This window comes from Rouxiella badensis, from assembly GCF_002093665.1.
Taxonomy (GTDB): Bacteria; Pseudomonadota; Gammaproteobacteria; order Enterobacterales; family Enterobacteriaceae; genus Rouxiella; species Rouxiella badensis.
In genome coordinates this window covers 41472-65549 of the sequence record NZ_MRWE01000003.1, presented here as the reverse complement: position 1 = coordinate 65549, position 24078 = coordinate 41472, and the positions used below count along the sequence as shown (strand labels likewise).

The 24078-nt window shown below is 54.0% G+C and carries 18 protein-coding genes and 1 other RNA gene; 9 read left to right on the top strand and 10 right to left on the bottom strand.

Features of this window, described 5'->3' with window-relative positions:
- Positions 1–58 precede the first annotated feature (58 nt).
- The 3 genes from degS to zapG form a co-directional block, all read right to left on the bottom strand.
- On the bottom strand, positions 59–1126 hold the full coding sequence (gene degS, locus BS640_RS02635) for an outer membrane-stress sensor serine endopeptidase DegS (protein WP_084911811.1): 1068 nt from the start codon (positions 1124–1126) through the stop codon (positions 59–61).
- A gap of 81 nt (positions 1127–1207) precedes the next feature.
- On the bottom strand, positions 1208–2575 hold the full coding sequence (locus BS640_RS02630; RefSeq protein ID WP_017493871.1) for a Do family serine endopeptidase: 1368 nt from the start codon (positions 2573–2575) through the stop codon (positions 1208–1210).
- Between the two features lie 91 nt (positions 2576–2666).
- A complete protein-coding gene (zapG, locus tag BS640_RS02625; protein ID WP_017493870.1) occupies positions 2667–3071 on the bottom strand; it encodes a Z-ring associated protein ZapG in 405 nt (134 codons plus the stop codon).
- Between the two features lie 290 nt (positions 3072–3361).
- On the opposite strand from zapG, the gene zapE reads away from it, so the two are divergent.
- The 5 genes from zapE (at position 3362) to sspB (ending at position 7211) form a co-directional block, all read left to right on the top strand.
- Positions 3362–4495 carry a cell division protein ZapE gene (gene zapE, locus BS640_RS02620; RefSeq protein WP_084911809.1) on the top strand — a complete coding sequence of 378 codons (1134 nt, stop codon included), beginning with the start codon at positions 3362–3364 and terminating at the stop codon, positions 4493–4495.
- Between the two features lie 316 nt (positions 4496–4811).
- Positions 4812–5240 carry a 50S ribosomal protein L13 gene (gene rplM, locus BS640_RS02610; protein WP_009634857.1) on the top strand — a complete coding sequence of 143 codons (429 nt, stop codon included), beginning with the start codon at positions 4812–4814 and terminating at the stop codon, positions 5238–5240.
- Between the two features lie 15 nt (positions 5241–5255).
- Positions 5256–5648: a 30S ribosomal protein S9 gene (gene rpsI, locus BS640_RS02605; RefSeq protein ID WP_017494267.1), complete on the top strand. Its 393-nt coding sequence runs from the start codon at positions 5256–5258 to the stop codon at positions 5646–5648.
- Between the two features lie 429 nt (positions 5649–6077).
- The gene (gene sspA, locus BS640_RS02600; RefSeq protein ID WP_017494266.1) at positions 6078–6722 is read left to right on the top strand and encodes a stringent starvation protein SspA; all 645 of its coding nucleotides are present in this window, start codon (positions 6078–6080) and stop codon (positions 6720–6722) included.
- A gap of 3 nt (positions 6723–6725) precedes the next feature.
- Complete coding sequence (sspB, locus tag BS640_RS02595; RefSeq protein WP_084911806.1) at positions 6726–7211, top strand: ClpXP protease specificity-enhancing factor; 486 nt, start codon at positions 6726–6728, stop codon at positions 7209–7211.
- 89 nt (positions 7212–7300) lie between these two features.
- On the opposite strand, the gene BS640_RS02590 is transcribed toward sspB, so the two are convergent.
- On the bottom strand, positions 7301–8719 hold the full coding sequence (locus tag BS640_RS02590) for a glutamate synthase small subunit (RefSeq protein WP_017494264.1): 1419 nt from the start codon (positions 8717–8719) through the stop codon (positions 7301–7303).
- A gap of 9 nt (positions 8720–8728) precedes the next feature.
- Positions 8729–13201 carry a glutamate synthase large subunit gene (gltB, locus tag BS640_RS02585; RefSeq protein ID WP_084911804.1) on the bottom strand — a complete coding sequence of 1491 codons (4473 nt, stop codon included), beginning with the start codon at positions 13199–13201 and terminating at the stop codon, positions 8729–8731.
- A 909-nt stretch (positions 13202–14110) separates the two neighbouring features.
- On the opposite strand from gltB, the gene arcB reads away from it, so the two are divergent.
- Both arcB and mtgA read left to right on the top strand, forming a co-directional pair.
- Positions 14111–16450 (top strand): aerobic respiration two-component sensor histidine kinase ArcB, encoded by a 2340-nt coding sequence (gene arcB / locus BS640_RS02580; protein ID WP_017491672.1) that lies wholly within the window; start codon positions 14111–14113, stop codon positions 16448–16450.
- A gap of 901 nt (positions 16451–17351) precedes the next feature.
- Positions 17352–18083, top strand: coding sequence for a monofunctional biosynthetic peptidoglycan transglycosylase (gene mtgA / locus BS640_RS02575; RefSeq protein ID WP_017491673.1), 732 nt, complete (start codon positions 17352–17354; stop codon positions 18081–18083).
- A 65-nt stretch (positions 18084–18148) separates the two neighbouring features.
- Here the strand turns inward: mtgA and dolP are convergent, their stop codons facing one another.
- From dolP to BS640_RS02555, 4 genes are all read right to left on the bottom strand, one after another.
- Complete coding sequence (gene dolP, locus BS640_RS02570) at positions 18149–18724, bottom strand: division/outer membrane stress-associated lipid-binding lipoprotein (RefSeq protein WP_017491674.1); 576 nt, start codon at positions 18722–18724, stop codon at positions 18149–18151.
- Positions 18725–18733: 9 nt separating this feature from the next.
- Positions 18734–19324 carry a DnaA initiator-associating protein DiaA gene (gene diaA / locus BS640_RS02565; protein ID WP_026110499.1) on the bottom strand — a complete coding sequence of 197 codons (591 nt, stop codon included), beginning with the start codon at positions 19322–19324 and terminating at the stop codon, positions 18734–18736.
- A 71-nt stretch (positions 19325–19395) separates the two neighbouring features.
- Positions 19396–19767: a YraN family protein gene (locus tag BS640_RS02560; RefSeq protein WP_017491676.1), complete on the bottom strand. Its 372-nt coding sequence runs from the start codon at positions 19765–19767 to the stop codon at positions 19396–19398.
- Positions 19768–19809: 42 nt separating this feature from the next.
- Positions 19810–21876 carry a penicillin-binding protein activator gene (locus tag BS640_RS02555; protein WP_084911802.1) on the bottom strand — a complete coding sequence of 689 codons (2067 nt, stop codon included), beginning with the start codon at positions 21874–21876 and terminating at the stop codon, positions 19810–19812.
- Positions 21877–21938: 62 nt separating this feature from the next.
- On the opposite strand from BS640_RS02555, the gene rsmI reads away from it, so the two are divergent.
- Complete coding sequence (gene rsmI, locus BS640_RS02550; RefSeq protein WP_017491678.1) at positions 21939–22820, top strand: 16S rRNA (cytidine(1402)-2'-O)-methyltransferase; 882 nt, start codon at positions 21939–21941, stop codon at positions 22818–22820.
- Positions 22821–22894: 74 nt separating this feature from the next.
- Positions 22895–23273: RNase P RNA component class A (rnpB, locus tag BS640_RS02545), an RNA gene on the top strand.
- A gap of 73 nt (positions 23274–23346) precedes the next feature.
- Here rnpB and BS640_RS02540 read toward each other — a convergent pair.
- Positions 23347–24051, bottom strand: a complete 705-nt coding sequence (locus tag BS640_RS02540; RefSeq protein WP_017491679.1) for a pirin family protein — start codon at positions 24049–24051, stop codon at positions 23347–23349.
- Positions 24052–24078 lie beyond the last annotated feature (27 nt).

Here is a 24078-nt window from a genome sequence, read left to right as displayed (position 1 = left end):
CAAAAAAAAGCCGGAAGGGGTAACCTTTCCGGCTTTTTTAATGCTTGCGATACGAGCCTTAGTGCTCCGGGTATTCCTGGATGGTCACGTTGAGGCTGATTTTATTGCCGTTGCGGCTGATAACGACCGGGATGACTGAGCCAGGGCGAATTTCCGCAACCTGATCCATGGTTTCAATCGCCGAAATAGCAGGCTTGTTGTTCACGCTGACAATAACGTCATGCACCTGAATTCCGGCATTGGCCGCCGGGCCGTTTGGCGTCACCTCGGTAACCACAATGCCTTGCAGATGGTCGACCGGTGCGGTCGGGCCGTGCAACGGCGAGACTTCACTGCCGGTAATGCCGATATAACCGCGAATAACCCGACCGTCGCGGATAAGCTTACCCATGACTTTGGTCGCCAGCGCAGTCGGGATGGCAAAACCAATCCCCTCTGGCGTCGCACCGTCGTTGCTCTGGTCAAACGACAGGGTGTTGATGCCCATCAGTTCGCCCAGTGAGTTAACCAGCGCACCGCCGGAGTTACCCTGATTGATTGAGGCGTCCGTTTGCAGGAAGTTCTGACGTCCGGAAGGGCTCAGGCCTATTCGACCGGTGGCGCTGATAATACCCTGCGTCACCGTCTGCCCGATGTTAAACGGGTTACCAATCGCCATCACCACGTCGCCGACGTGAGGCACACGTTTGTCGTTAATCGGAATGACCGGCAGATTGGTGGCGTCAATCTTAAGCACCGCAAGGTCGGTCAGGCTGTCCGAACCAACCAGCAGCGCGTCAAACACGCGACCGTCTTGCAGGGCGACAATAATTTGGTCTGCATTATTAATGACGTGCTTATTGGTAAGAATATAGCCTTTGTCATTCATGATAACGCCGGAACCCAGCGTGCGGATTTGCAACTGATTCTGGGAAGAGTCTCCCATATTACGGTTATAGACGTTGACGACGGCAGGTGCCGCACGACGAACTCCGTCGTTGAAGCTGGCAGGTTGTTCGCTGTGAGTCGTGAAGTCATGCTGGAAAAAAGGCTCGGCAACGGTTTTACGCAGTCGTGGAACGACCGCCAGCAGAATAGCGGCAACAATAAGACCGATGAGTGCGGATCTCAATAACTTAACAAACATGGGTTTATGGGGGTCGTAAGAAAATGTACTGGAAGGATAGCATGACTTGTTTGGGCGTAGCTAAGCTACGCCCAAATTATGTTAAGGCATTAACAAATAAATATTCTGCCCTTTACGCATCACGCTGAGCGCCACCAGGTCTGGCTTGGACTGTAGCACCTTGCGCAGAGCGTCAAGATTGTCGATTGGCGCGCGGTTAACGCCGACGATGATATCACCCTGCTGGAAGCCGACCTGATCGGCCGGGGTGCCTTTCACGACCTCGTCAACCTGAACGCCTTTACCGGCCTTGGTATCGACGTCGCTGAGCGTTGCGCCGGTGAACGCTGGATTGATTTTGTCCAGTGAGACCGGTACGTCAGGGCTTGCGCCGAGCGTTACGTTAACGTCCATCGCCTTGCCGCCGCGCAGAATGCCAAGCTTGACCACTATGCCCGGCCCTTCGCTACCCACCTTAGCGCGTAATTCGGCGAAGCTGCTGAGCGGCTGGCCGTCGAGGGTGATAATAACGTCACCGGACTTGATGCCAGCCTTGGCGGCTCCAGACTCGGGCAGGACTTCATTGACGAAGGCACCGCGCTGACTGTCGAGGTTGAACGCCTTGGCGAGGTCGGCGGTCATTTCGCTGCCGCGAATACCCAGAAGACCTCGCTTGACCTGTCCGGTCTCAATCAGCTGCTTGCTAAGGTTTTTGGCCATGTTGATAGGGATAGCAAAGCCAATCCCCATGCTGCCGCCCTGTGAAGACAGGATGGCGGTATTGATGCCTACCAGTTCGCCCTGCAGGTTAAGCAGCGCACCGCCGGAGTTGCCGCGGTTGATGGAGGCGTCGGTCTGAATAAAGTTTTCCAGCCCTTCCAAATTAAGTCCGCTGCGGCCCAGCGCAGAGATAATGCCGGAGGTCACCGTCTGTCCCAGACCAAAGGGATTGCCCACCGCGACCGCGAAATCGCCGACGCGCAGCTTGTCGGAGTCGGCCATTGGGATCTGAGTCAGATTCTTAGGGTCTTTTAACTGGATGATGGCGATGTCCGACTGTTCGTCCTTGCCAATGAGCTTGGCTTCGAACTCGCGGCCATCGTTAATCTGTACCGTAATTTTGTCGGCGTTGCTGACCACATGGTTATTGGTGAGCACGTAGCCCTTGGCGGCATCGATAATCACGCCTGAGCCGAGGCCTTCAAACGGTTGGCCGTCCTGCTTCTGGCTTGGTGTGTCAGGGCCGAAAAAGAATTTGAACTGGGGCGGTACCTGGTCGCTGGGTGGCTGAGTACCTGATACCTGCACGCTGACCACGCCCGGCAGCACTTTTTCCAGCATCGGTGCGAGGCTCGGAAGAGGTTGCCCCTCTACCGCCACGGGCAGGGCAGCACTGACGACCTGAAAAGAGGAGAAGCTTAATCCAAGGCTAATCGCCACTGCGCTGAGTAAAAATGATTTTTTTTTCATTTGGATTGCTCTCTTGATTGAATGCCGAGGGAAACTGCCAGTTGATCAGCCAAAAGAAGAGCCAGTGACGGAGGCCACTGGCTTTACCGTATTACTTACGGCGTTGTCTTTCTGTTCCGCGCAGCAGGCCAGATGCGCCGTCGGAATAGTCACGAGGCATTTCAACCGGAGCTTGATCGTTATCGGCTTCCGAACCGGTCAGACGGTAGTTGAACGGGTTGTCCTGCAATGGCATGTCTGGCAACAGGTTGTTAGAGCTTTTCGCCATGTGCTGGTAAAGCTGACGGTAGTCCGTCGCCATGTTATCAAGAAGCTCGGCGCTGCGTGCGAAGTGTCCAACCAGTTCCTGGCGGTACTCTTCCAGCTCTGCTTTGCTCTTGTCTATCTCGTTTTGCATCACTTGCTGATCGCGTAATTTACGATTGCCAAAGCGCATCGCTACCGCGCCGATGGCGATACCGACCACTAATCCAATGAGCGCATACTCCCAAGTCATAATAACTCCTATTATTGACACCGTTGTCCTGTTGGGCTTTTTGGCGTAACTTTCTCACCAATACTTTTAAACAAAACTTTTACATGGCAAGTTTTACGACAAACAGAACACCACTATAACCGTTAACCTCGCGTTAGTGGAATCCTGCGGCAACTTTCGCACCGTTCAACGGGGCCGCTTTATCCCCTAAGTGCGTTAAATACCGCGAAATAGTGGAAAAATCTGCGTTAAACGTCATGAAATCTGCGCCATGAATCACTGAAAATATTTTCTCAGGGACGTTGATTACGATGCAATTAAAGACACCGCTTTCTTCCTATCAGACTGCACTTGATGCCGGAGAGTTCCAGCCGGACGACGTTCAAAAGCAGGCGGTGACCCGTCTTGATGCTATTTATCAGGAATTGGTCGCCAAAAAACCAGAGGATTTGCCTGAAAGTAGCGGCTGGTTGGGCCGTCTGTTTAAGAAGAGTCCTGCCAAGAGCACCATTCGTCCGGTTCAGGGGCTGTATATGTGGGGCGGCGTGGGGCGGGGCAAGACTTGGTTGATGGACATGTTCTACCATAGTTTGCCGGGCGAGCGTAAAATGCGCCTGCACTTCCACCGCTTTATGCTGCGCGTACACGAAGAGCTGACCCAGCTTCAGGGGCAGTCGGACCCGCTCGAGGTGATTGCCGACCGTTTCAAGCAGGAGACGGACGTGCTGTGCTTCGACGAGTTTTTCGTGTCGGACATTACCGACGCGATGCTGCTTGCGACGCTGCTACAGGCGCTGTTCGCCCGCGGCATCACGCTGGTGGCGACCTCTAACATTCCGCCGGACAACCTCTATCGCAACGGTTTGCAGCGTGCGCGCTTCCTGCCGGCGATTGCTCTTATCAATGAATACTGTGACGTGATGAACGTCGATGCGGGCATCGACTATCGTCTGCGCACCTTGACGCAGGCCAATCTGTGGCTGACGCCGGAGTCCGGGCAAACGCTGGCCGACCTCAACGCACCGATGAAACAGATGTTTGGCAAGCTGGCCGGTAAGCCAGGTGAACAGGCTCCGGTGCTGGAGGTGAATCATCGTCCACTCAAGGCGATTGCCTCGGCAGAAGGGGTGTTGGCCGTCGAATTCCACACGCTGTGTGAAGAGGCGCGCAGCCAGCTCGACTATATTGCGCTCTCAAGGCTGTACCACAGCGTGATTCTGCATAATGTGCCGGTCATGAAGGCCGACCAAGAAAATGCCGCACGACGTTTTCTGGCATTGGTCGATGAATTCTATGAGCGTCACGTCAAACTGGTGGTCTCGGCCGAAGTGCCGATGTTCGAGATTTATCGCGGTGAGCGTCTGAAGTTCGAGTATCAGCGCTGCCTGTCGCGTTTGCAGGAGATGCAGAGCGAAGAGTATCTTGCCCGCGAACACCTGCCATAAGGTTGGCGATAAGATGCGCAGGCATTGCGCATCTTATCTACAATAGAGAGAGGGAAATCTACACATTTTTCAAAAAAGGGTTCGATCTTTGCTGTGGACTTCTCTATAATCCTGCGACCCCACGTTACAACAAAGTTTTTTTCCCGAAACTTTATAGTGCCGGCAATGGCTATTCGAAGGGGTAGGTTTGCTGGACTGATGGTCGTGTGAACCTCCAATACTATTTTGTAAACTGTGTTTGAAAAAATGTAGTTTATAAAAACATATAGGCGTTTGGGTGTTCGCCAACGTGTAACTTAAATTGGGTATGCTTTTAATGAAAACTTTTACAGCTAAACCGGAAACAGTACAGCGTGACTGGTTCGTAGTTGACGCAAGCGGCAAGACCTTGGGTCGCCTGGCCACTGAACTGGCTCGCCGTCTGCGTGGCAAGCATAAAGCGGAATACACTCCGCACGTTGATACTGGTGATTACATCATCGTTCTGAACGCAGAAAAAGTTGCTGTAACCGGCAACAAGCGTAACGACAAGATTTATTACCATCACACTGGCCACATCGGTGGTATCAAACAAGCGACCTTTGAAGAGATGATTGCTCGCCGTCCTGAGCGTGTGATTGAGCTCGCGGTTAAAGGCATGCTGCCGAAGGGTCCGTTGGGTCGTGCAATGTACCGTAAACTGAAAGTTTACGCGGGCAATGAGCACACTCATGCGGCACAGCAACCGCAAGTTCTTGACATTTAATCGGGATTATAGGCAATGGCTGAAAATCAATACTACGGCACTGGTCGCCGCAAAAGCTCTGCTGCACGCGTTTTCATCAAACCGGGTAGTGGTAACATCGTAATTAACCAGCGTAGCCTGGAACAGTACTTTGGTCGTGAAACTGCCCGCATGGTAGTTCGTCAACCTCTGGAACTGGTCGACATGGTTGAGAAATTTGACCTGTACATCACTGTTAAAGGTGGTGGTATCTCTGGTCAAGCTGGTGCTATCCGTCACGGTATCACTCGTGCACTGATGGAATATGACGAAAATCTGCGTTCTGAGCTGCGTAAAGCTGGCTTCGTAACTCGCGATGCTCGTCAGGTTGAACGTAAGAAAGTCGGTCTGCGTAAAGCACGTCGTCGTCCTCAGTTCTCCAAGCGTTAATTTGCCTGCTGCTTCGGCAGTGGACTGGAACCTTGGTTTCGTCCTGGCACAACGCAACAAAAACCCGGTCTTGTACCGGGTTTTTTTTCGTCATTTGTTTAGTTTTTATTATGCTTTTATGTCAAAAATAAGTCTGAAAGCCGTTGTTTTTTCCCGCTAATTGCTCCCTGAAACACATTTCCATAGGAAATCGTCTCGTACTTCCCCACAGAACGACCAAAATCTGGTAAACTATCACACACTTTTGCGCCTGTTCGCCGAGCAGTGAACCTTGCTGAATTTGCTGGCTGTGTTTCCCCGCTTTGGCTTATCTACGAAACTGTGGGTTACAGGTGAGATGTGCCCGAACTACGATGGGCACGATTATTCAGGATAGCAGCCTGATAGTGGCTATTCGCAGTATAATTCTAGATAAACTTGGAGGTTTTCATGGCTGTCGCTGCCAACAAACGTTCGGTGATGACGCTGTTTTCTGGCCCGACCGACATTTTTAGCCATCAAGTACGTATCGTACTGGCAGAGAAAGGTGTAAGTGTCGAGATAGAGCAGGTAGAAATGGGTAACCTGCCACAGGATCTTATTGACCTCAACCCGTACCACTCTGTGCCTACGCTGGTCGATCGTGAGCTGACCCTTTTCGAATCTCGTATCATCATGGAATACCTTGATGAGCGTTTCCCGCATCCACCTCTGATGCCGGTTTATCCGGTTGCTCGTGGTGAGAGCCGTCTGATGATGCACCGCATTGAAAACGACTGGTACTCTCTGCTGCGCCAAATCGAGCAGGGTTCTGCTGCCGAAGCTGATGCAGCACGCAAGCAACTGCGTGAAGAACTGCTGGCTATCGCGCCAATCTTCTCTTACATGCCTTTCTTCAAAAGCGAAGAATTCAGCCTGGTCGACTGCTACCTGGCTCCGCTGCTGTGGCGTTTGCCTGAATTGGGCATTGAGCTGTCCGGTAGCGGCTCTAAAGAATTGAAAGGCTATATGACTCGCGTCTTCGAACGTGATGCGTTCCTGGCGTCTCTGACTGAGCCTGAGCGCGAAATGCGTTTGAACGGAGCCCGGGGATAAGTTATGGAGATGACAGACATGTCTCCTCGCCGTCCTTTCCTGCTGCGTGCGTTCTACGACTGGTTGCTTGATAACCAGCTGACCCCTCATCTGGTGGTCGACGTGACCCAGCCGGGTGTGAGCGTGCCAATGGAGTTTGCCCGCGATGGGCAAATTGTTCTGAATATTGCACCGCGTGCAGTGGGCAATCTCGAATTGGGCAATGCCGATGTGCGTTTTAACGCGCGTTTTGGTGGCGTTCCGCGTGAGGTGTTTGTGCCTATCGCGGCAGTATTGGCCATCTACGCCCGTGAAAACGGCGCGGGTACCATGTTCGAGCCTGAACCAGGCCTCGACGGTGAAGGCGTTTTTGAAGAGTTGGAAGAGCAAAATCCTGAGCCGACCATGTCCGTAATTGATGGCGACCTGCCTGACAACGCGGACGACGGTGATGATGAGCCACCGACACCGCCTCGCGGTGGACGTCCTGCTCTGCGCGTCGTGAAGTAAACACCTCCTCGACGCCGTTGCTGCTTAAAAGCGGCATAAAAAAAGAGACCGCAATGCGGTCTCTTTTCACATCTACGCTGCCTGAAAAATCAGACCTCCAGGAAGCACATGATGCCGTCTGCGGCTTTGCGGCCTTCTGCAATCGCCGTCACTACCAGGTCTGAACCGCGAACCGCATCGCCACCGGCGAAGATTTTCGGATTGCTCGTCTGGTAAGGATTGTCGCTGCTTTCCGGTGCCACAATGCGGCCCTGACTGTCCAGCTCAACGTCGTGAGCGGCCAGCCATTCCATCTTGTGCGGACGGAAACCAAACGCCATCACTACCGCGTCGGCGTCCATCACGTGCTCAGAACCTGCCACGATTTCTGCGCGACGACGTCCGTTGGCGTCCGGCGCACCCAGTTCGGTACGTGCCATTCTGACACCAGAAACACGGCCAGAGTCGTTCAGCTCAATGCTCAGCGGTTGCAGGTTGAACTTGAATTCAACGCCTTCTTCGCGGGCATTCTTAACTTCACGGCGTGAACCGGGCATGTTCTCTTCGTCACGACGATATGCACAGGTCACATCGGTCGCACCCTGACGAATTGAGGTACGCACGCAGTCCATCGCGGTATCACCGCCGCCCAGAACCACAACGCGCTTGTGTTCCATGCTGACGTAAGGTTCATGCTGCTGGGCTTCATAACCCATCAGCTGCTTGGTGTTGGCAATCAGGAACGGCAGGGCATCGTATACGCCCGGCGCGTCTTCATTCTCCAAACCACCGCGCATTGACTGGTAAGTTCCCACGCCCAGGAACACCGCGTCGTACTCTTCCAACAGGGCGTCCATGGTCACGTCTTTACCGACTTCGATATTGAGTTTGAACTCGATACCCATCTCGGTGAAGATCTCGCGACGCTTGGTCATCACGGATTTTTCCAGCTTGAACGACGGAATACCGAAGGTCAGCAGGCCGCCAATCTCTGGATGACGATCGAAGACCACCGCTTTCACGCCGTTGCGGGTCAGCACGTCGGCACAGGCCAGACCTGCCGGACCTGCACCGATGATAGCCACACGTTTACCGGTTGGGTGAACGTGAGACATATCCGGACGCCAGCCCATCTCGATCGCCTTATCGTTAATATAGCGCTCGATGTTACCGATAGTGACTGCACCGAACTCGTCGTTCAGCGTACAGGAACCCTCGCATAGGCGATCCTGTGGGCAAACGCGCCCACAGACTTCTGGCAGACTGTTAGTCTGGTGCGCAAGGTCTGCGGCTTCCATAATGCGCCCTTCGTTGGCCAGCTTCAGCCAGTTAGGGATGTAGTTATGAACCGGACATTTCCATTCGCAATAAGGGTTACCGCAGGACAGACAGCGGTCAGCCTGTGATGCCGCCTGAGTAGCCGAGAACGGCTCGTAAATTTCTACAAACTCAATTTTACGGATCTTCAGCGGCTTCTTTGGCGGATCAACACGCTGTAAGTCGACAAATTGATAAACGTTTTGACTCATCTTAACCTCTTACTGCGCTTGTACCCGCAGCTCTGCTGCGGAACGACTACGGTGACCCAACAATGCTTTAACATCACTGGACTTTGGTTTTACCAGGGCAAATTTAGGCGCCCATTGAGGCCAGTTCGCCAAAATCTCTTCACCACGGGTCGACGCGGTCAGCTGTACGTGTTCGGTGATCAAACCACGCAAATGCTCTTCGTGAATCGCCAACTCTGCCACATCAAGGACTTCGACCAACTCAGGGTTTACGCGTTTACGGAACTCGCCGTCTTCGTCGAGAACGTAAGCGAAACCACCGGTCATGCCTGCGCCGAAGTTAACGCCGGTACGGCCCAGAACGCAGACGATACCGCCGGTCATGTATTCACAGCCGTTATCGCCGATACCTTCAACCACGGTAATAGCTCCGGAGTTACGCACCGCAAAACGCTCGCCCGCACGGCCTGCCGCAAACATTTTGCCGCCTGTTGCGCCGTACAGACAGGTGTTACCGGCAATCACGGCTTCGTGGCTGCGATACGCCGAACCAATCGGAGGGCGAATTGCGATACGGCCACCGGCCATGCCTTTACCCACGTAGTCGTTCGCGTCACCGGTCAGCATCAGCTCAACGCCGCCCGCATTCCATACACCGAAGCTTTGGCCCGCGGTGCCGTTGAAGTTAATACGCACTGGGTCTGCCGACATCCCCTGGTCGCCGTGTTTCTCGGCAATGGCACCCGACAGGGTCGCGCCGACGGAACGGTCGGTGTTGCGAATATCGAAGTAGAACGCCTTGCTCTGCTTCGCAATAATGTGCGGTGCAGCCTGTTCCAGAATATCTTTGTTCAACTGGCCTTTGTCGAACGACGGGTTGCTCTCGGTGCAGTAAACCGCTTTGCCCGGATGCGGGGTCGCAGTCACCAGCAGCGGAGACAAGTCCAGCTTGTTCTGCTTGGCGGTGAAGCCGTCGAGCTCAACCAGCAGATCGGTACGACCAATCAGGTCTACCAACTGGCTAATTCCCAGCTCGGCCATAATCTCACGCGTTTCCTGAGTGATGAACTTGAAGTAGTTCGTCACACGTTCAGGCAGACCGTGGTAGTGGTTGCGACGCAGTTTTTCGTCCTGAGTGGCAACACCGGTAGCACAGTTGTTCAGGTGGCAAATACGCAGGTATTTACAACCCAGCGCCACCATTGGGCCAGTACCAAAGCCGAAGCTCTCGGCACCCAGAATCGCGGCTTTAATGATGTCTACGCCAGTTTTCAGACCCCCATCAACCTGCAGGCGGATCTTGTGGCGCAGACCGTTGGCAACCAGTGCCTGCTGCGTTTCAACCAGACCCAGTTCCCACGGGCTACCGGCATATTTCACCGAGGTCAGCGGGCTTGCACCCGTACCACCGTCGTAGCCGGAGATGGTTATCAGGTCGGCATAGGCTTTCGCCACGCCGGTCGCGATGGTGCCAACGCCCGGTTCGGAAACCAGTTTGACGGAAATCATCGCCTTCGGGTTCACCTGTTTCAGATCGAAAATCAGCTGTGCCAGGTCTTCGATTGAATAGATGTCGTGGTGCGGCGGAGGTGAAATCAGCGTCACGCCCGGCACCGAATAACGCAGCTTGGCGATGTATGGGGTGACTTTATCACCCGGCAGCTGACCGCCTTCGCCCGGTTTTGCACCCTGAGCCACTTTAATCTGAATGACGTCGGCGTTAACCAGATACGCCGGGGTGACACCGAAGCGACCGGAGGCCACCTGCTTGATACGTGACACTTTGTTCGTGCCGTAACGCGCAGGGTCTTCACCGCCTTCACCGGAGTTGGAACGACCCCCGATAGCGTTCATCGCTTCGGCCAGAGATTCGTGTGCCTCAGGGCTCAGTGCGCCGATAGACATCGCCGCCGAGTCGAAACGGGTGAACAGGCCTTCGGCTGGCTCAACCTGATCGACAGGGATAGGCTCGCCTTTAGGGGTGATCTTAAGCATGTCGCGCAGCATGGAGGCCGGACGCTCGTTAACCAGCTTGGCGTACTTTTTGTAGTCGTCGTAATCACCGCTGTTCACTGCCGTTTGCAGAGACTGCACGACATCTGGGTTGTAAGCGTGATACTCGCCGCCGTGCATGTATTTGAGCAGACCGCCGTTGTCCAGCGTCTTGCGTTTCAGCCAGGCGCGTTTGGACAGGTTCTGTAGATCCTGCTGGAAATCGCTGTAGCTTGCCCCGCCGATACGGCTGACAACGCCTGGGAAACAGGCAGTGCTCAGGTCTTTATGCAGGCCTACGGCTTCGAACAAACGTGCGCAGCGGTAAGAAGCAATCGTCGAGATGCCCATTTTGGACATGATCTTGTACAGACCTTTGTTGATGCCGTTACGGTAGTTCAGCATCACTTCACGGTAATCTTTGTCGATGACGCGCGCGTCGACCAGCTTGGCCAGTGTTTCATAGGCCAGGTATGGGTAAACGGCGGTGGCACCGAAGCCCAGCAGCACGGCGAAGTGGTGAGGATCGCGGGCACTGGCGGTTTCAACAATGATGTTGGCGTCGCAGCGCAGGTTCTTCTCAACCAGACGGTACTGCAATGCACCCACGGCCATAGGCGCAGGCAGCGGCAGGCGATTTGGCGCGATATTGCGGTCGGACAGCACCAGCAGAACGGCACCTTCACGCACTTTACGCTCGCCTTCGTCACACAGTTTCTGAACGAACTGCTCCATATCCATTTCGGCTGGATCGAAGGTCAGGTCCAGCGTCTCGGCGCGGTAGTACTTGCTGTCGAGCGTGGTCAACTGAGTAAAGTCTGAATAAAGCAGGATCGGCGATTTAAAGCTCAGGCGGTGTGCCTGACCTTCGGCTTCGCAGAACACGTTCATCTCACGGCCAATGCTGGTCGCCAGTGACATCACGTGTGCTTCACGCAGCGGGTCGATTGGCGGGTTGGTGACCTGCGCAAACTGCTGACGGAAGTAGTCATAAATAATACGTGGGCGGCTGGAAAGTACGGCAAACGGCGTGTCATCGCCCATTGAGCCGACGGCTTCCTGACCGTTTTCACCCAGCACGCGCAGGATTTGATCCAGCTCTTCGCTGCTGTAGGCGAACTGTTTCTGATAGGTCTCGAGCTGCGTGTCGTCCAGCTCGCGCTGACCCACCTGGTCGGCAGGCAAGTCTTCAAACGGCACCAGACGCTGAACGTTTTTCTCCATCCACTCTCTGTAAGGATGGCGGCTCTTCAGATCGTTATCGGTCTCGCCGGAGTGGTGAATTTTACCACTGCGGGTATCGATAACCATCAGCTCACCCGGACCCACGCGGCCTTTCTCAACCACTTCGTCTGGCTGATAATCCCAGATACCGACTTCAGAGGCGCAGGTGATCAGTTTGTCTTTGGTAATGACGTAGCGCGCAGGGCGCAGGCCGTTACGGTCAAGGTTACAGGCGGCGTAGCGACCGTCTGACATGACGATGCCCGCTGGGCCGTCCCACGGCTCCATGTGCATGGAGTTGAAGTCGAAGAACGCACGCAGGTCTTGATCCATGTCCGGATTCTGCTGCCAGGCCGGTGGAACCAGCAGACGCATAGCGCGCAGCAGGTCCATACCGCCCGCAAGGAACAGCTCCAGCATGTTGTCCAATGAACTCGAGTCAGAACCGGTTTCATTCACAAACGGTGAGGCGTCCTGCAGATCGGGGATCAGCGGGGTTTTGAATTTATAGGCACGAGCGCGAGCCCACTGGCGGTTACCGGTGATGGTGTTTATCTCACCGTTGTGCGCCAGATAGCGGAACGGCTGAGCCAGCGGCCAGCGTGGCACGGTATTGGTAGAGAAGCGCTGGTGGAACAGGCAAATGGCCGATTCCAGACGCAGGTCTGCCAGGTCAAGATAAAAGCGCGGCAAGTCAATCGGCATGCACAGGCCTTTATAGATGTTTACCGCGTTGGAGAAGCTACAGACGTAAAACTCTTTGTCTGGGTTTTCGCTCTCGCTGATGCGTTTTTCAATGCGGCGGCGCGCCATGTACAGGCGGCGCTCCATATCACGCGGACGCCAACCGGCAGGCGCGTTGATAAAAATTTGTTCGATGCGCGGCATGGAGGAGAGCGCAATCGAGCCGAGAACGTCTGGGTTTGTCGGGACATCACGCCAGCCCACAACGGACAGCGTTTCGTTCAGGATCTCTTCCTCGATGATGCGGCGGCTTTCAGCAGCGCGCTCCTCGTCGTTATTAAGGAAGATCATGCCTACGGCATAGTTTTTCGCCAGGCGCCATCCGCGCTCTTCGGCGATCATCCGGAAGAAACGATCCGGTTTTTGCAATGACAGGCCGCAACCGTCGCCAGTCTTTCCGTCAGAAAGAATTGCGCCACGGTGTTGCATGCGTGCCAGTCCATGAATGGCGGTACGTACGACCTTATGGCTAGGTTCGCCTTCAATATGGGCTATCAAGCCAAAACCACAGTTATCCTTCTCGTGGGATGCATCATATAACATAACGGAACCTCCCCAGGCTCTGCGAGACTCTCACACCTACTTCGAGGGAGCGTAATAACGGCTGATTCAGCGTTTTAGCGCACTCTATTGGTGCGTTTCTGGCTGACATCCTCCGTCAGTGGCCCCTCGTGACGGTTCTCACAAGTGGTATATGACTTGTTTTAATGAGGGAGTCTTCAATTACTGCATAAATATGACGAGTGGTATGCTCATCGATCTTAACTGATAAAGAGTGCTTCCAGCGGACTTCCAACTTAGCGAGAAAGCGCGGGTAGGTCAAATGTGGGTTGACCGACCGTAAAAAGGCACTTTTTGCGATTTAACTATTTGATAAATATCAAATAAATGGTTTTTTAGAAGCCATAATAACAGTGTGGGAGACGGGGGTAACTGTGAGCTGTCTCACTGTAGTGCAAGCTCGAAATCTGTGCACCATGCTAGGGCGGGGTGGTTTGCCAGCGTTTTATTCTGCGAATTATGCCCGCGATGTGCTTTATTGCTGTTTTTAATCATAGCGTAATAATGTGCTAACAGGGGACGCATAATAAGAATTATTCATAGTGTAAAGAATGACTTTATTTGCAGTAATACTGAATAGTTATTCTTTGTATTTGGCGCTGGGACAGCAAAGGGGAAATAAAGAAAAGATAAAAGCCTTTAAAGGCTGAGCCTTGGCGATTTAAGGCGGGGCGATATTTATAATCGCGCGGTCGGGATTAGTCAATAACACCCCCTTTTGATTCATTGCACCAACCCACGTTCCTGTAGGGTGCAAGCCCTAAAAATTCGGTCTCCAATGCGATTTTTTGGACAATCTCCCGGACACTGTTCGCGCTACTTGCGGTATGATTTCCCCCTACTTTATTCCGAATATGCTGGGATACAGACGATTTTTCTCAAGGAAAGGCTATGAAGCAAATCAGATTACTTGCTCAGTACTACGTTGACCTGATGGTTAAGCTCGGGCTGGTCCGTTTTTCGCTGTTGCTTGCCTCGGCGCTGGTGGTACTGGCGATGATTGTGCAAATGGCCGTCACCATGCTGCTGCGCGGCCAGGTTGAAAGTATCGACGTGGTCCGTTCTATCTTCTTCGGCCTGATTATTACGCCGTGGGCGGTCTATTTCCTCTCCGTGGTGGTAGAGCAGCTCGAGGAGTCGCGCCAGCGCCTGACGCGTCTGGTCGACAAGCTCGAAGAGATGCGCTATCGCGACCTGAAATTAAATGAGCAGCTGACCGAAAACATCGCCCAGCTGAATCAGGAAATTGCCGACCGTATCAAGGCCGAAGAGGCGCGTCTGGCGGTGGTTGATAAACTCAAGCTGGAAATGCAGCACCGCGAACAGGCGCAGATAGAGCTCAGCCAACAGTCTGCCTTGCTGCGTTCGTTCCTTGATGCTTCGCCGGACCTGGTTTACTACCGTAATGAAGACAAAGAGTTCTCCGGCTGTAACCGCGCGATGGAGCTGTTGACCGGCCTCAGCGAAAAGCAGCTGATAGGCCTGACGCCGAACGACGTCTATACCCCGGATATCGCCGAGAAGGTCATCGAGACCGACGAGAAGGTGTTCCGTCACAATGTGGCGTTGACCTACGAACAGTGGCTGGTCTATCCCGATGGTCGCAAGGCCTGTTTCGAACTGCGAAAAGTGCCTTTCTATGACCGCATCGGTAAACGTCACGGGCTTATGGGCTTTGGACGCGATATTACCGAGCGTAAGCGCTACCAGGACGCGCTGGAGAACGCAAGCCGGGAGAAGACCACCTTTATCTCAACGATCAGCCATGAGCTGCGTACGCCGCTGAATGGCATCGTTGGCCTGAGCCGTATCCTGCTCGATACCGAGCTGAACGACGAACAGCATAACTATCTGAAGACTATCCACGTTAGCGCCATTACGTTGGGTAATATCTTCAATGACATCATTGAGATGGACAAACTCGAGCGCCGCAAGGTTCAGCTCGACAACAACCCGGTCAATTTCACCGACTTCCTCTCCGAACTTGAGAACCTGACCGGCCTGCTGGTGCAGCCTAAAGGACTGAAGTTCGTGATGCAGCCTGACGTCCCGCTGCCGCACACGCTGATAACCGACGGTACGCGCCTGCGTCAGATTCTGTGGAACCTGATTGGCAATGCCGTGAAGTTTACCCACAAAGGGGAGATAGTGGTGCGGGTGCATCATGACCTCGCCGATCGCCTGTGCTTTGAAGTGCAGGACTCCGGTATGGGCATTCCTCAGGACGAGCAGGACAAAATCTTTGCCATGTATTATCAGGTCAAGGACCAGAACGGCGGCAAGCCTGCGACGGGGACCGGAATTGGTCTGGCGGTCTCCAAACGCCTGGCGCAGAGCATGGGGGGGGATATCACCGTCAGCAGTGAGCTGGGCAAAGGGTCGTGCTTCACGCTGACCGTGAGTGCACCGTCGCTCGACGAGCCGGAAAAAGAGATTGATGAAGACGATATCCTGCCGCTTCCCGCGCTGAATATTCTGCTGGTTGAAGATATCGAGCTGAACGTCATCGTCGCGCGCTCGGTGCTGGAGAAGCTGGGCAGCAGCGTTGAGGTGGCGATGACCGGCCACGAGGCGCTGGAGATGTTTGACCCGCACGAGTTTGACCTGGTGTTACTCGACATTCAGCTGCCCGACATGACCGGATTGGACGTGGCGCGTATCCTGCGCGAGAAATACGCCGCAGCGCTGCTGCCGCCGCTGGTGGCGCTGACTGCCAACGTGTTGAAAGACAAAAAAGAGTACCTCGATGCCGGTATCGATGACGTACTGAGCAAGCCGCTGTCGGTTCCTGCGTTGACCGCAATGATCCAGCAGTATTGGGATCACCTGCCGGAAGACGAATCCACCCCAGAGGAGTCAGAAGCCATGAAGACCCATGAAGAACTGCTGGATATCCCGATGCTGGAGCAGTACATCGAGCTGGTGGGCTCAAAGCTCATCTACCAGAGCGTGGACATGTTTGAACGTATGATGCCGGGCTACCTTGAGGTGCTGGACTCCAACATGACCGCGCGCGATCAGGACGGTATTGCCGAAGAGGCACACAAAATCAAAGGGGCGGCGGGTTCGGTTGGGTTGAAACATCTGCAACAGCTAGCACAACAGATTCAGACGCCTTCACTTCCAGCGTGGTGGGATAACGTGCAGGATTGGGTTGATGAGTTAACGCTTGAATGGCGCAACGACGTGCAAACATTACGTGACTGGGCAGCGGAAGCTGAAAAAAAATAACCCCAGCCTAGGCCGGGGTGCGCGAATACTGCGCCAACACCAGGGAAATTGTTAACCCACGTATTGTTTTACTTAGGGTATTAATCGCAGGTCTTGGTAATTCAGTAGAAGTAAGTGTAATACAACTTTATCTACTCAACATAACAAATATCAGCGAATCTGTTACGAGAATCATTAAAAACTGTGATGTAGATTAATCTTTGTCTATACAAAAGTTCAAGCGTTAATCGCAGGAATTTTTCAATAAGGTCAATCTCATCTACAGGGTGACTACTCAATAGGGTGGATTTTGGAGAGGGTTCATAGTTTGAGCGACCACTTTTCATCCTTCATTGTCTGGTAATTACTGTTTTTGAAGCAGAATGTATCGTGAAAAATGCCGCGCAACTTACTGTAATAAATGGCATAAATTTGATATCACCGGCTGAATCGCGTCAACAGGTTACAAGGTGGAAATAGCGCGGTCAGGGTGAATTAATTTCATTTTTGATTCTGCTTCGAAGCAGGAGGATTTGGCAGGGAGGAAGTGACATTTAAGGCCGAATTTGGCGATATAGTCACCTTTTGAAACGAACCAAAAGGAGCATGAATGATTAGCGTTTGTTCATTTTCCAAAGGTCGATACATTAGAAACGTAAATATATTGATTTTGGACGTGGTCCAGCTGTACTAGTCATTTAACAGCCAAAAAAGTGTCATTAGAAGCAATGGGAAACCCTTTGGAAAATCTGGAACTCTTTGATGCCATTGGGCAGCGAAAACGTTTGTTGCGCAACAAGTGCTGATTTTTCTCACACAATACCCGCATTGTTAGCATGTCATGAGTAAAGAGAGCTAGCCTTATACGCGGATTCAGTGTGGATATTGATAAGTTGGTCAGATGAGTCATGGATTGTATCGAATGCTTAAATCTTTTAAAAAGACCCGGTTTTATCGGCCCTTTATCTGGTTAAAAAGAGGCATAATTGCTTTAGTTAGCCTCTGGTTAGTCGGGATTGTATTTTTCAAGTTTTTGCCCGTGCCGTTCTCCGCCGTCATGGTGGAAAGACAGGTTTCAGCCTGGCTAAGCGGAGACTTTGGTTACGTTGCTCACTCCGATTGGGTCCCGATGAATGAAATATCTTCACCTATGGCGCTGGCCGTCATGGCGGGTGAGGATCAAAAATTCCCTGAGCACTGGGGATTTGACGTGGGTGCCATTCAGGCGGCGCTCACGCACAATGAGGATGAAGACGCTAATATTCGTGGCGCTTCGACGCTTTCCCAGCAGACCGCCAAGAATTTATTTTTATGGGACGGGCGCAGTTGGTTGCGTAAAGGTCTCGAGGCAGGGCTGACGGTAGGGATTGAAACGGTATGGGGCAAAAAGCGCATCCTGACTGTCTATCTCAACATCGTCGAGTTTGGTGACGGTATTTTCGGTGTTGAGGAAGCGGCCCAACACTTCTTCCACAAGCCTGCCAGCCGCCTGACACCTTCACAGGCTGCGCTGCTTGCCGCAGTATTGCCGAATCCGCACCTGTTCAAGGTGAATGCGCCGTCCGCCTATGTGCTTCGACGCCAGCAGTGGATCCTCAGGCAGATGAGCCAGCTCGGCGGCGATAGCTTCCTGACCGAGCACTCGCTGCGTTAGGCCTTTTCCCAAGTTATAAAAAAGGACAGCCTGCTGGGCTGTCCTTTTTATTGCTCGACGCGAGGTTATTTCACGTAGGTAAAGGCCGTCGTGACATGCTTGACGCCGCTGACGCCAGCGGCAATCTTAGCCGCTGCCTGACCCTCTTCCTGAGTCACCAGACCCAACAGGAAGACTTCGCCGTTTTCAGTCGTCACTTTCACGTTCGACGATTTAACCTGATCGCTGGTCAACAGCTGAGAACGCACTTTGGTGGTTATCCAGGTATCCATCGAGGCCGTTCCCAGACTGACCGGGTTGCCGAGGCGGATTTCGTTATAGACGTCTGTTGCGCCGTCTACCTTCATCGTTATTTGTTTGGCAGTGCTAGCCATATCTGCGGTCGGTGCCTGACCGGTCAGCAACACCTTGCCCGAATAGGCGGTCGCCACGATACGGGCTTTCTTTTTCAAATCTTGATTGGCATTGATGGCGTTGGAGACGCGTGCCTCTAGTGTGGTGTCATCAACCTGAGTTCCCACGGTGCGTGGGTCGGTACCCGTTTTTGTTGCTACGCCAGCCACGCCGACAACGGCGGCGGCCACACAGCCTTGTAACAAAAGGGCGCTAAGCACTACAGCAAAGAGGTAACTTGCCTTCATTGGATCTCCTTAATCGTCCTGGTGTGGAAATAGCGTGTTATCTATTAAGTCACAGAGGCAATTAACGGTAAGCATATGCATTTCCTGAATGCGCGCGCTCCGATGAGAAGGTATACGGATCTCAACGTCATGCGTGCCCAGTAATCCTGCCAGCTCGCCGCCGTCATAGCCGGTAAGAGCAACGATGGTCATATCCCGTGTCACCGCTGCTTCTACTGCCTTGACGATATCACGACTGTTGCCACGAGTTGAAATCGCCAGCAATACGTCGCCAGCCTGTCCTAAAGCACGGACTTGCTTGGCATAAATTTCTTCATGCAGGCGATCGTTGGCGATAGCGGTCAAAACAACGTTATCTGCAGAGAGTGAGATTGCAGGAAGGCTCGGACGTTCAGTCTCAAAGCGATTTATCAGACAAGCGGCAAAATGCTGAGCGTTGGCTGCCGAGGTTCCGTTCCCACAGCAAAGGATCTTGTTGCCGTTAAGCAGCGACTGCACAAGCGTCATCGCAGCTCTCGATATGGCATCAGGTAAGGCTTCTGCTGCTGCAATCTGAGTTTGGATACTTTCGGTAAAGCAGGCTTTGATTCTTTCCAGCACGTTGTTTTCTCGTCAGTCAAAGGTGTTGGCACGCAGGGTAAGTCCCCTACAGGTGTCCATCAGTCTTGGTACTATCCTTGCGCATTGAATGCATCTGGCAACCATTCTAGCTGGCGCCCTGTGATGGCTAAAACATCAAAACGGCAAGATGATGTGTCAAAGCTCGCATTGTGTTGCGCAAGCCAGAAGGCCGCAGCGCGCAACAGGCGCTGCTGTTTAGAGTATGTCACGCTGGCCGCCGCACCGCCGAAATTCGCGTTACGTCGGTAACGTACTTCAACAAACACCCAGGTTTGCTGGTCCCGCATGACAAGGTCGAGCTCACCGGCACGACAGGCTACGTTCGCGGCAACAAACACCAGGCCCGCGTGCTCAAGATAACGTCTGGCCTGATTCTCGTAATTCGCGCCAACCTGACGGCGAGTGAGTCTAATTGCATTCATTGTACGTCCTTGTACTTCAAATACTTCTCCGCTAGAGAAATATCATGATACAGGAACTAAGGTGCCCTGACGGTATTGTAACCAAGGTAGCTGGCGATGTATCACACAATTGCTGTTGGCAGACAGATTCCCGGTGGTGCCGGAGAGCTGGAAGCCAGGCGATTGACGGATTTGGGTAAAGTGATTCGCCAGATTGAAGGCGTCAACGCCCATCGCGTAGAGGCGTACCAGAGAGTAGTCGTTATTAAACTTGCTGGTCGCCTGCTGCATCAACCCTGGGTTGGAACCTGCCAGCAGCGGGATATCGCTGAACTGCATACCTTCCATCTCGAGACGGTAATCCGGACCCGCACCCGCCTGATAGCTGCGTGAGCTGGCATAGAGTGACGGTTTCACGCGCGTATTGATAGACAAATCAATCATCGGCTTGATAAGCGTCAGCTGATCCTGCGACGCGACGATGTAAATCGCATCGACGCTGCCTGAGGTATCCGAAGAGCCCGCAGTGACCTGTGCATCGGTTGGCGGTGACGGAATGGTAATGCCGCCGATGGTGACGCCTTCAGACGGAGCCGGGGTGCTGCTCGCCAACGTGACCGGGGTACCGCTCAGACGCAGACCGCCGCCGCGGCTCACCTGCTGCTTGAGGTCGGCATAGGAACCAATGGTCTGCTTCAGCACGGTTTGACCGCCTTGCTTTTGCCATTCATCGGCAAAGGCCTGCGCGATACGATCGCCAAAATCACCGCCAGGTACCATCAGCAGCGGCGTTTGCTTGTGCTGGGCAAAGATATGTCGCGCCGCGTCGCGGGCTTCATCTTCCGGTGAAAGCGCAAAATAGCAGATGTTCGGGCTGTTCGGCGCATTCTCTGGCTGATTTAGTGCCAGCACGTTCAGCGTAGTTTGTGAAGAATTCAGCGAAGTCACCTGATCTTTCAGCAGTGGACCCACCACCAGCGTTGCGCCGTCCTGCTTGGCCTGCGCAAGCAGGGCAGGAAGCGGTTGGCTGCTGGTGTCGTACACCTTCACCTGAACGTTGGTGTTTGGCGGTGAGACGACCGCAGCTGCCGGTGCAGGTATCGCTGCCGGAGCGGGTACAGCAGGGGCGGCGGTTGGCGTGCCCTGTGCGGCGGTGACGTCAGGAGACGAGGTGCTGACGGCGGCATTGGGGTCGGTCGCTGGCGCAGCCGCGGGTGCCGGTGTGGCGGCAGGCTGAGCGGGTTGAGAAGGAGCTGGTGGGTTCGCCTGGCCGTTAACCGCAGCATTAAAGCCCTGCTCAATCGCGTTGCCGTAAACCTGTGCCGGGCCACTCAGCGGCAGCAGCAGGGCGATTTTTTCAGTTGAGCCTGGCTTGAAGTTGACGACGTTGTTCAGCGCCGTCGGCAGCGTTTTGGCGGCCGGGTTGTACGGGTAGCGTTTCTGCCAGTCCTGGATGCCGGCTTTCAGCAAGGCGGGATCTTGTTTGTTGGTCTGCCATTGGTTGAGCAGGTCGAGCCAGCCCTGCAGCACATTTTCGTTGGCGTTGATCACGACACCGTTGACGTCCTGGGTTGAAAGCTGGGTGAGCGACAGCCAGGTGGCGTCGATATTGTTTTGATGCGCCTTGCCCTGCAACAATGGCTCCTGTGCAATATAGGCACGGATGAGCGGCAGGCTGGCGTGGCCCTGACTGGCGGTAATCAGCGCCTGATAGTAGCGAGACTTCTGGTCATTGGATAAACCCTCGACGTCGATTTTGCCCAGTGCGCTACTGGCAGCCTGATAGTTTTTCTGCGCCACCAGCAGCTCTGCGCCGAGCAACTGCTGTTCACGCAGCTGGCTGGCATTCAGGCTCTGCTGCGGCAGATTTGCCAGTTGGCTGGCGGCTTCCGGCACGCGGCTTTCGCGCAACAGGGCACGAATCGCAAGTAATTGCCAGTTAGCCTTGTTATCATCACTGCTCTGCTGTGCCTGTTTCAGATAATAATCGGCGCTGCCGGTACCGGCATCCTGCACGCTTTCAGTCGGCGTCTGTGGTGCCTGGCTCGCGCAGCTGGCAAGTAACATCGCCACAATAATGGCAGGGATCAAACGCCCCGAGCGGGTACGAAAAGTAGTTGAGGAAGGCATGCTGTTTCCAGTGATGTTTTTTTCAAGATGCTCAATATTAAATCGGCAATCCGGATGAAACAATGAATCAACACGATCAAGCAGATATTTCTGCATCAACGCTGTATGTGGTACCGACTCCAATCGGCAATTTGGGAGACATCACGCAGCGTGCTTTAGCCGTGCTGAGCAGTGTGGATTTGATTGCCGCCGAGGACACCAGACACACCGGATTGCTGCTCCAGCACTTCGCTATCAGCGCAAAAATGTATCCTCTGCACGACCACAACGAGCAGCAAAAAGCCGACCATCTGATTGCAAAACTACAGGAAGGTCAAAGCATTGCGTTGGTCTCCGACGCAGGTACGCCGCTCATTAATGACCCAGGCTATCATCTGGTGCGCCGCTGCCGCGAGGCCGGTATTCGCGTTGTGCCTCTGCCTGGCGCCTGTGCGGCAATTGCCGCGCTGAGTGCGGCCGGTTTGCCATCGGACCGTTTTTGTTACGAGGGTTTTCTGCCGGCCAAAACCAAGTCGCGTAAAGACACGCTTCAGGCACTGATTGAAGAGCCACGTACCCTGATTTTCTACGAATCGACCCACCGCCTGCTCGAAAGCTTGCAGGATATGGTCACCGTCTGGGGACCTCAGCGCTACGTGGTACTGGCTCGCGAGATAACCAAGACCTGGGAGTCGATTTACGGTGCGCCGGTGGGCGAACTGCTGGCCTGGGTGCAGGAAGACGAAGTCCGCAAGCGTGGCGAAATGGTGTTAATCGTTGAAGGCCATACTCCAGACGCAGAAGCGTTGCCCGCCGAAGCTTTACGTACCCTGGCGCTGCTGCAAAAGGAGCTGCCGTTGAAGAAGGCTGCTGCACTGGCGGCAGAAATTCACGGCGTGAAAAAGAATGCGCTGTATCGCTACGCGCTTGACCTACAGGGTGCGGATGAGGCCGAAGAAGAGTAAGGTTTGAACGATAGGTAAGCCTATCGCGACATCGGCCCTATACATCGGCGCGCGAACCCCCTATAATCCGCGCCGGAGTTGACCAGACAGTCGCCGCTTCGTTGCCGTCCCTTTCGGGGGAGACAGATGAAGGGGAGGAAAGTCCGGGCTCCATAGGGCAGGGTGCCAGGTAACGCCTGGGAGGCGCAAGCCTACGACAAGTGCAACAGAGAGCAAACCGCCGATGGCCCGCGCAAGTGGGATCAGGTAAGGGTGAAAGGGTGCGGTAAGAGCGCACCGCGCGGCTGGCAACAGTCCGTGGCACGGTAAACTCCACCCGGAGCAAGGCCAAATAGGGGTTCACATGGTACGGCCCGTACTGAACCCGGGTAGGCTGCTTGAGCCAGTGAGCGATTGCTGGCCTAGATGAATGACTGTCCACGACAGAACCCGGCTTAACGGTCAACTCCACTCATCGAATAAGACCCCGCGTCATAAAGGATATTCATCCGGCATGGCGCGGGGTTTTGCTTTTTAGGATCGCCGCCTACACCGGCAGGTCAATCAGCAAGGCCTGAAGCGGGGTACGTGCGATGATAGTGAGTGTCTGTTCCTGATGAATAAAGGCACCGTCGCCACAGACCAGACTCTGCCTGGTATCGCTGTTGCCACCCAGCGCATCGGCCTGACCGTGAATCGATTGCAGGTACGCGCGCGGTCCGTGAAGCGTAAATTCCTGCTTTTCACCGGCTTTCAGATTGAGATGATGTATCCATACCTGCTGACGCAATTGCAGGCTGTTGTCATCGCCGGTCGGTGAAGCCAGCAGCAGATGGCGTTGATTGCCCACTGCGATTTTCTGAATCAGCGGATTTTCATGCTCCGGGCAGGCGTCCAGCCAGAGTTGCATCCGCGTGAGCGGCTTGTTTGCACTCAGGTTATGCTCGCTGTAGCTGACGTTCGGCTGAGTCGATAACAGCGCCGCCTCACCGACGCTGACGCGCACGCTGTTGCCTTCGCTGTCGCGATACTCCGCCTCACCCTGCAATACCAGATTCAGTACGTCCACGCGTGGATAAGTGCGCGGCTGAAAGCTGGCACCCGGTGCGAGGATCTCCTGATTCAGGACACGAAGAGACGCGTAGCCCATCAGTTTGGGATCAAAATAGTGCCCAAAGGAAAAGGTATAACGTGCCTGAAGCCAACCAAAGTCGGCTTTTCCGCACTCTTGTGCTGTTCTGCTCTTAATCATGGCCGGTGGCTCAGTTAAATAAATCGA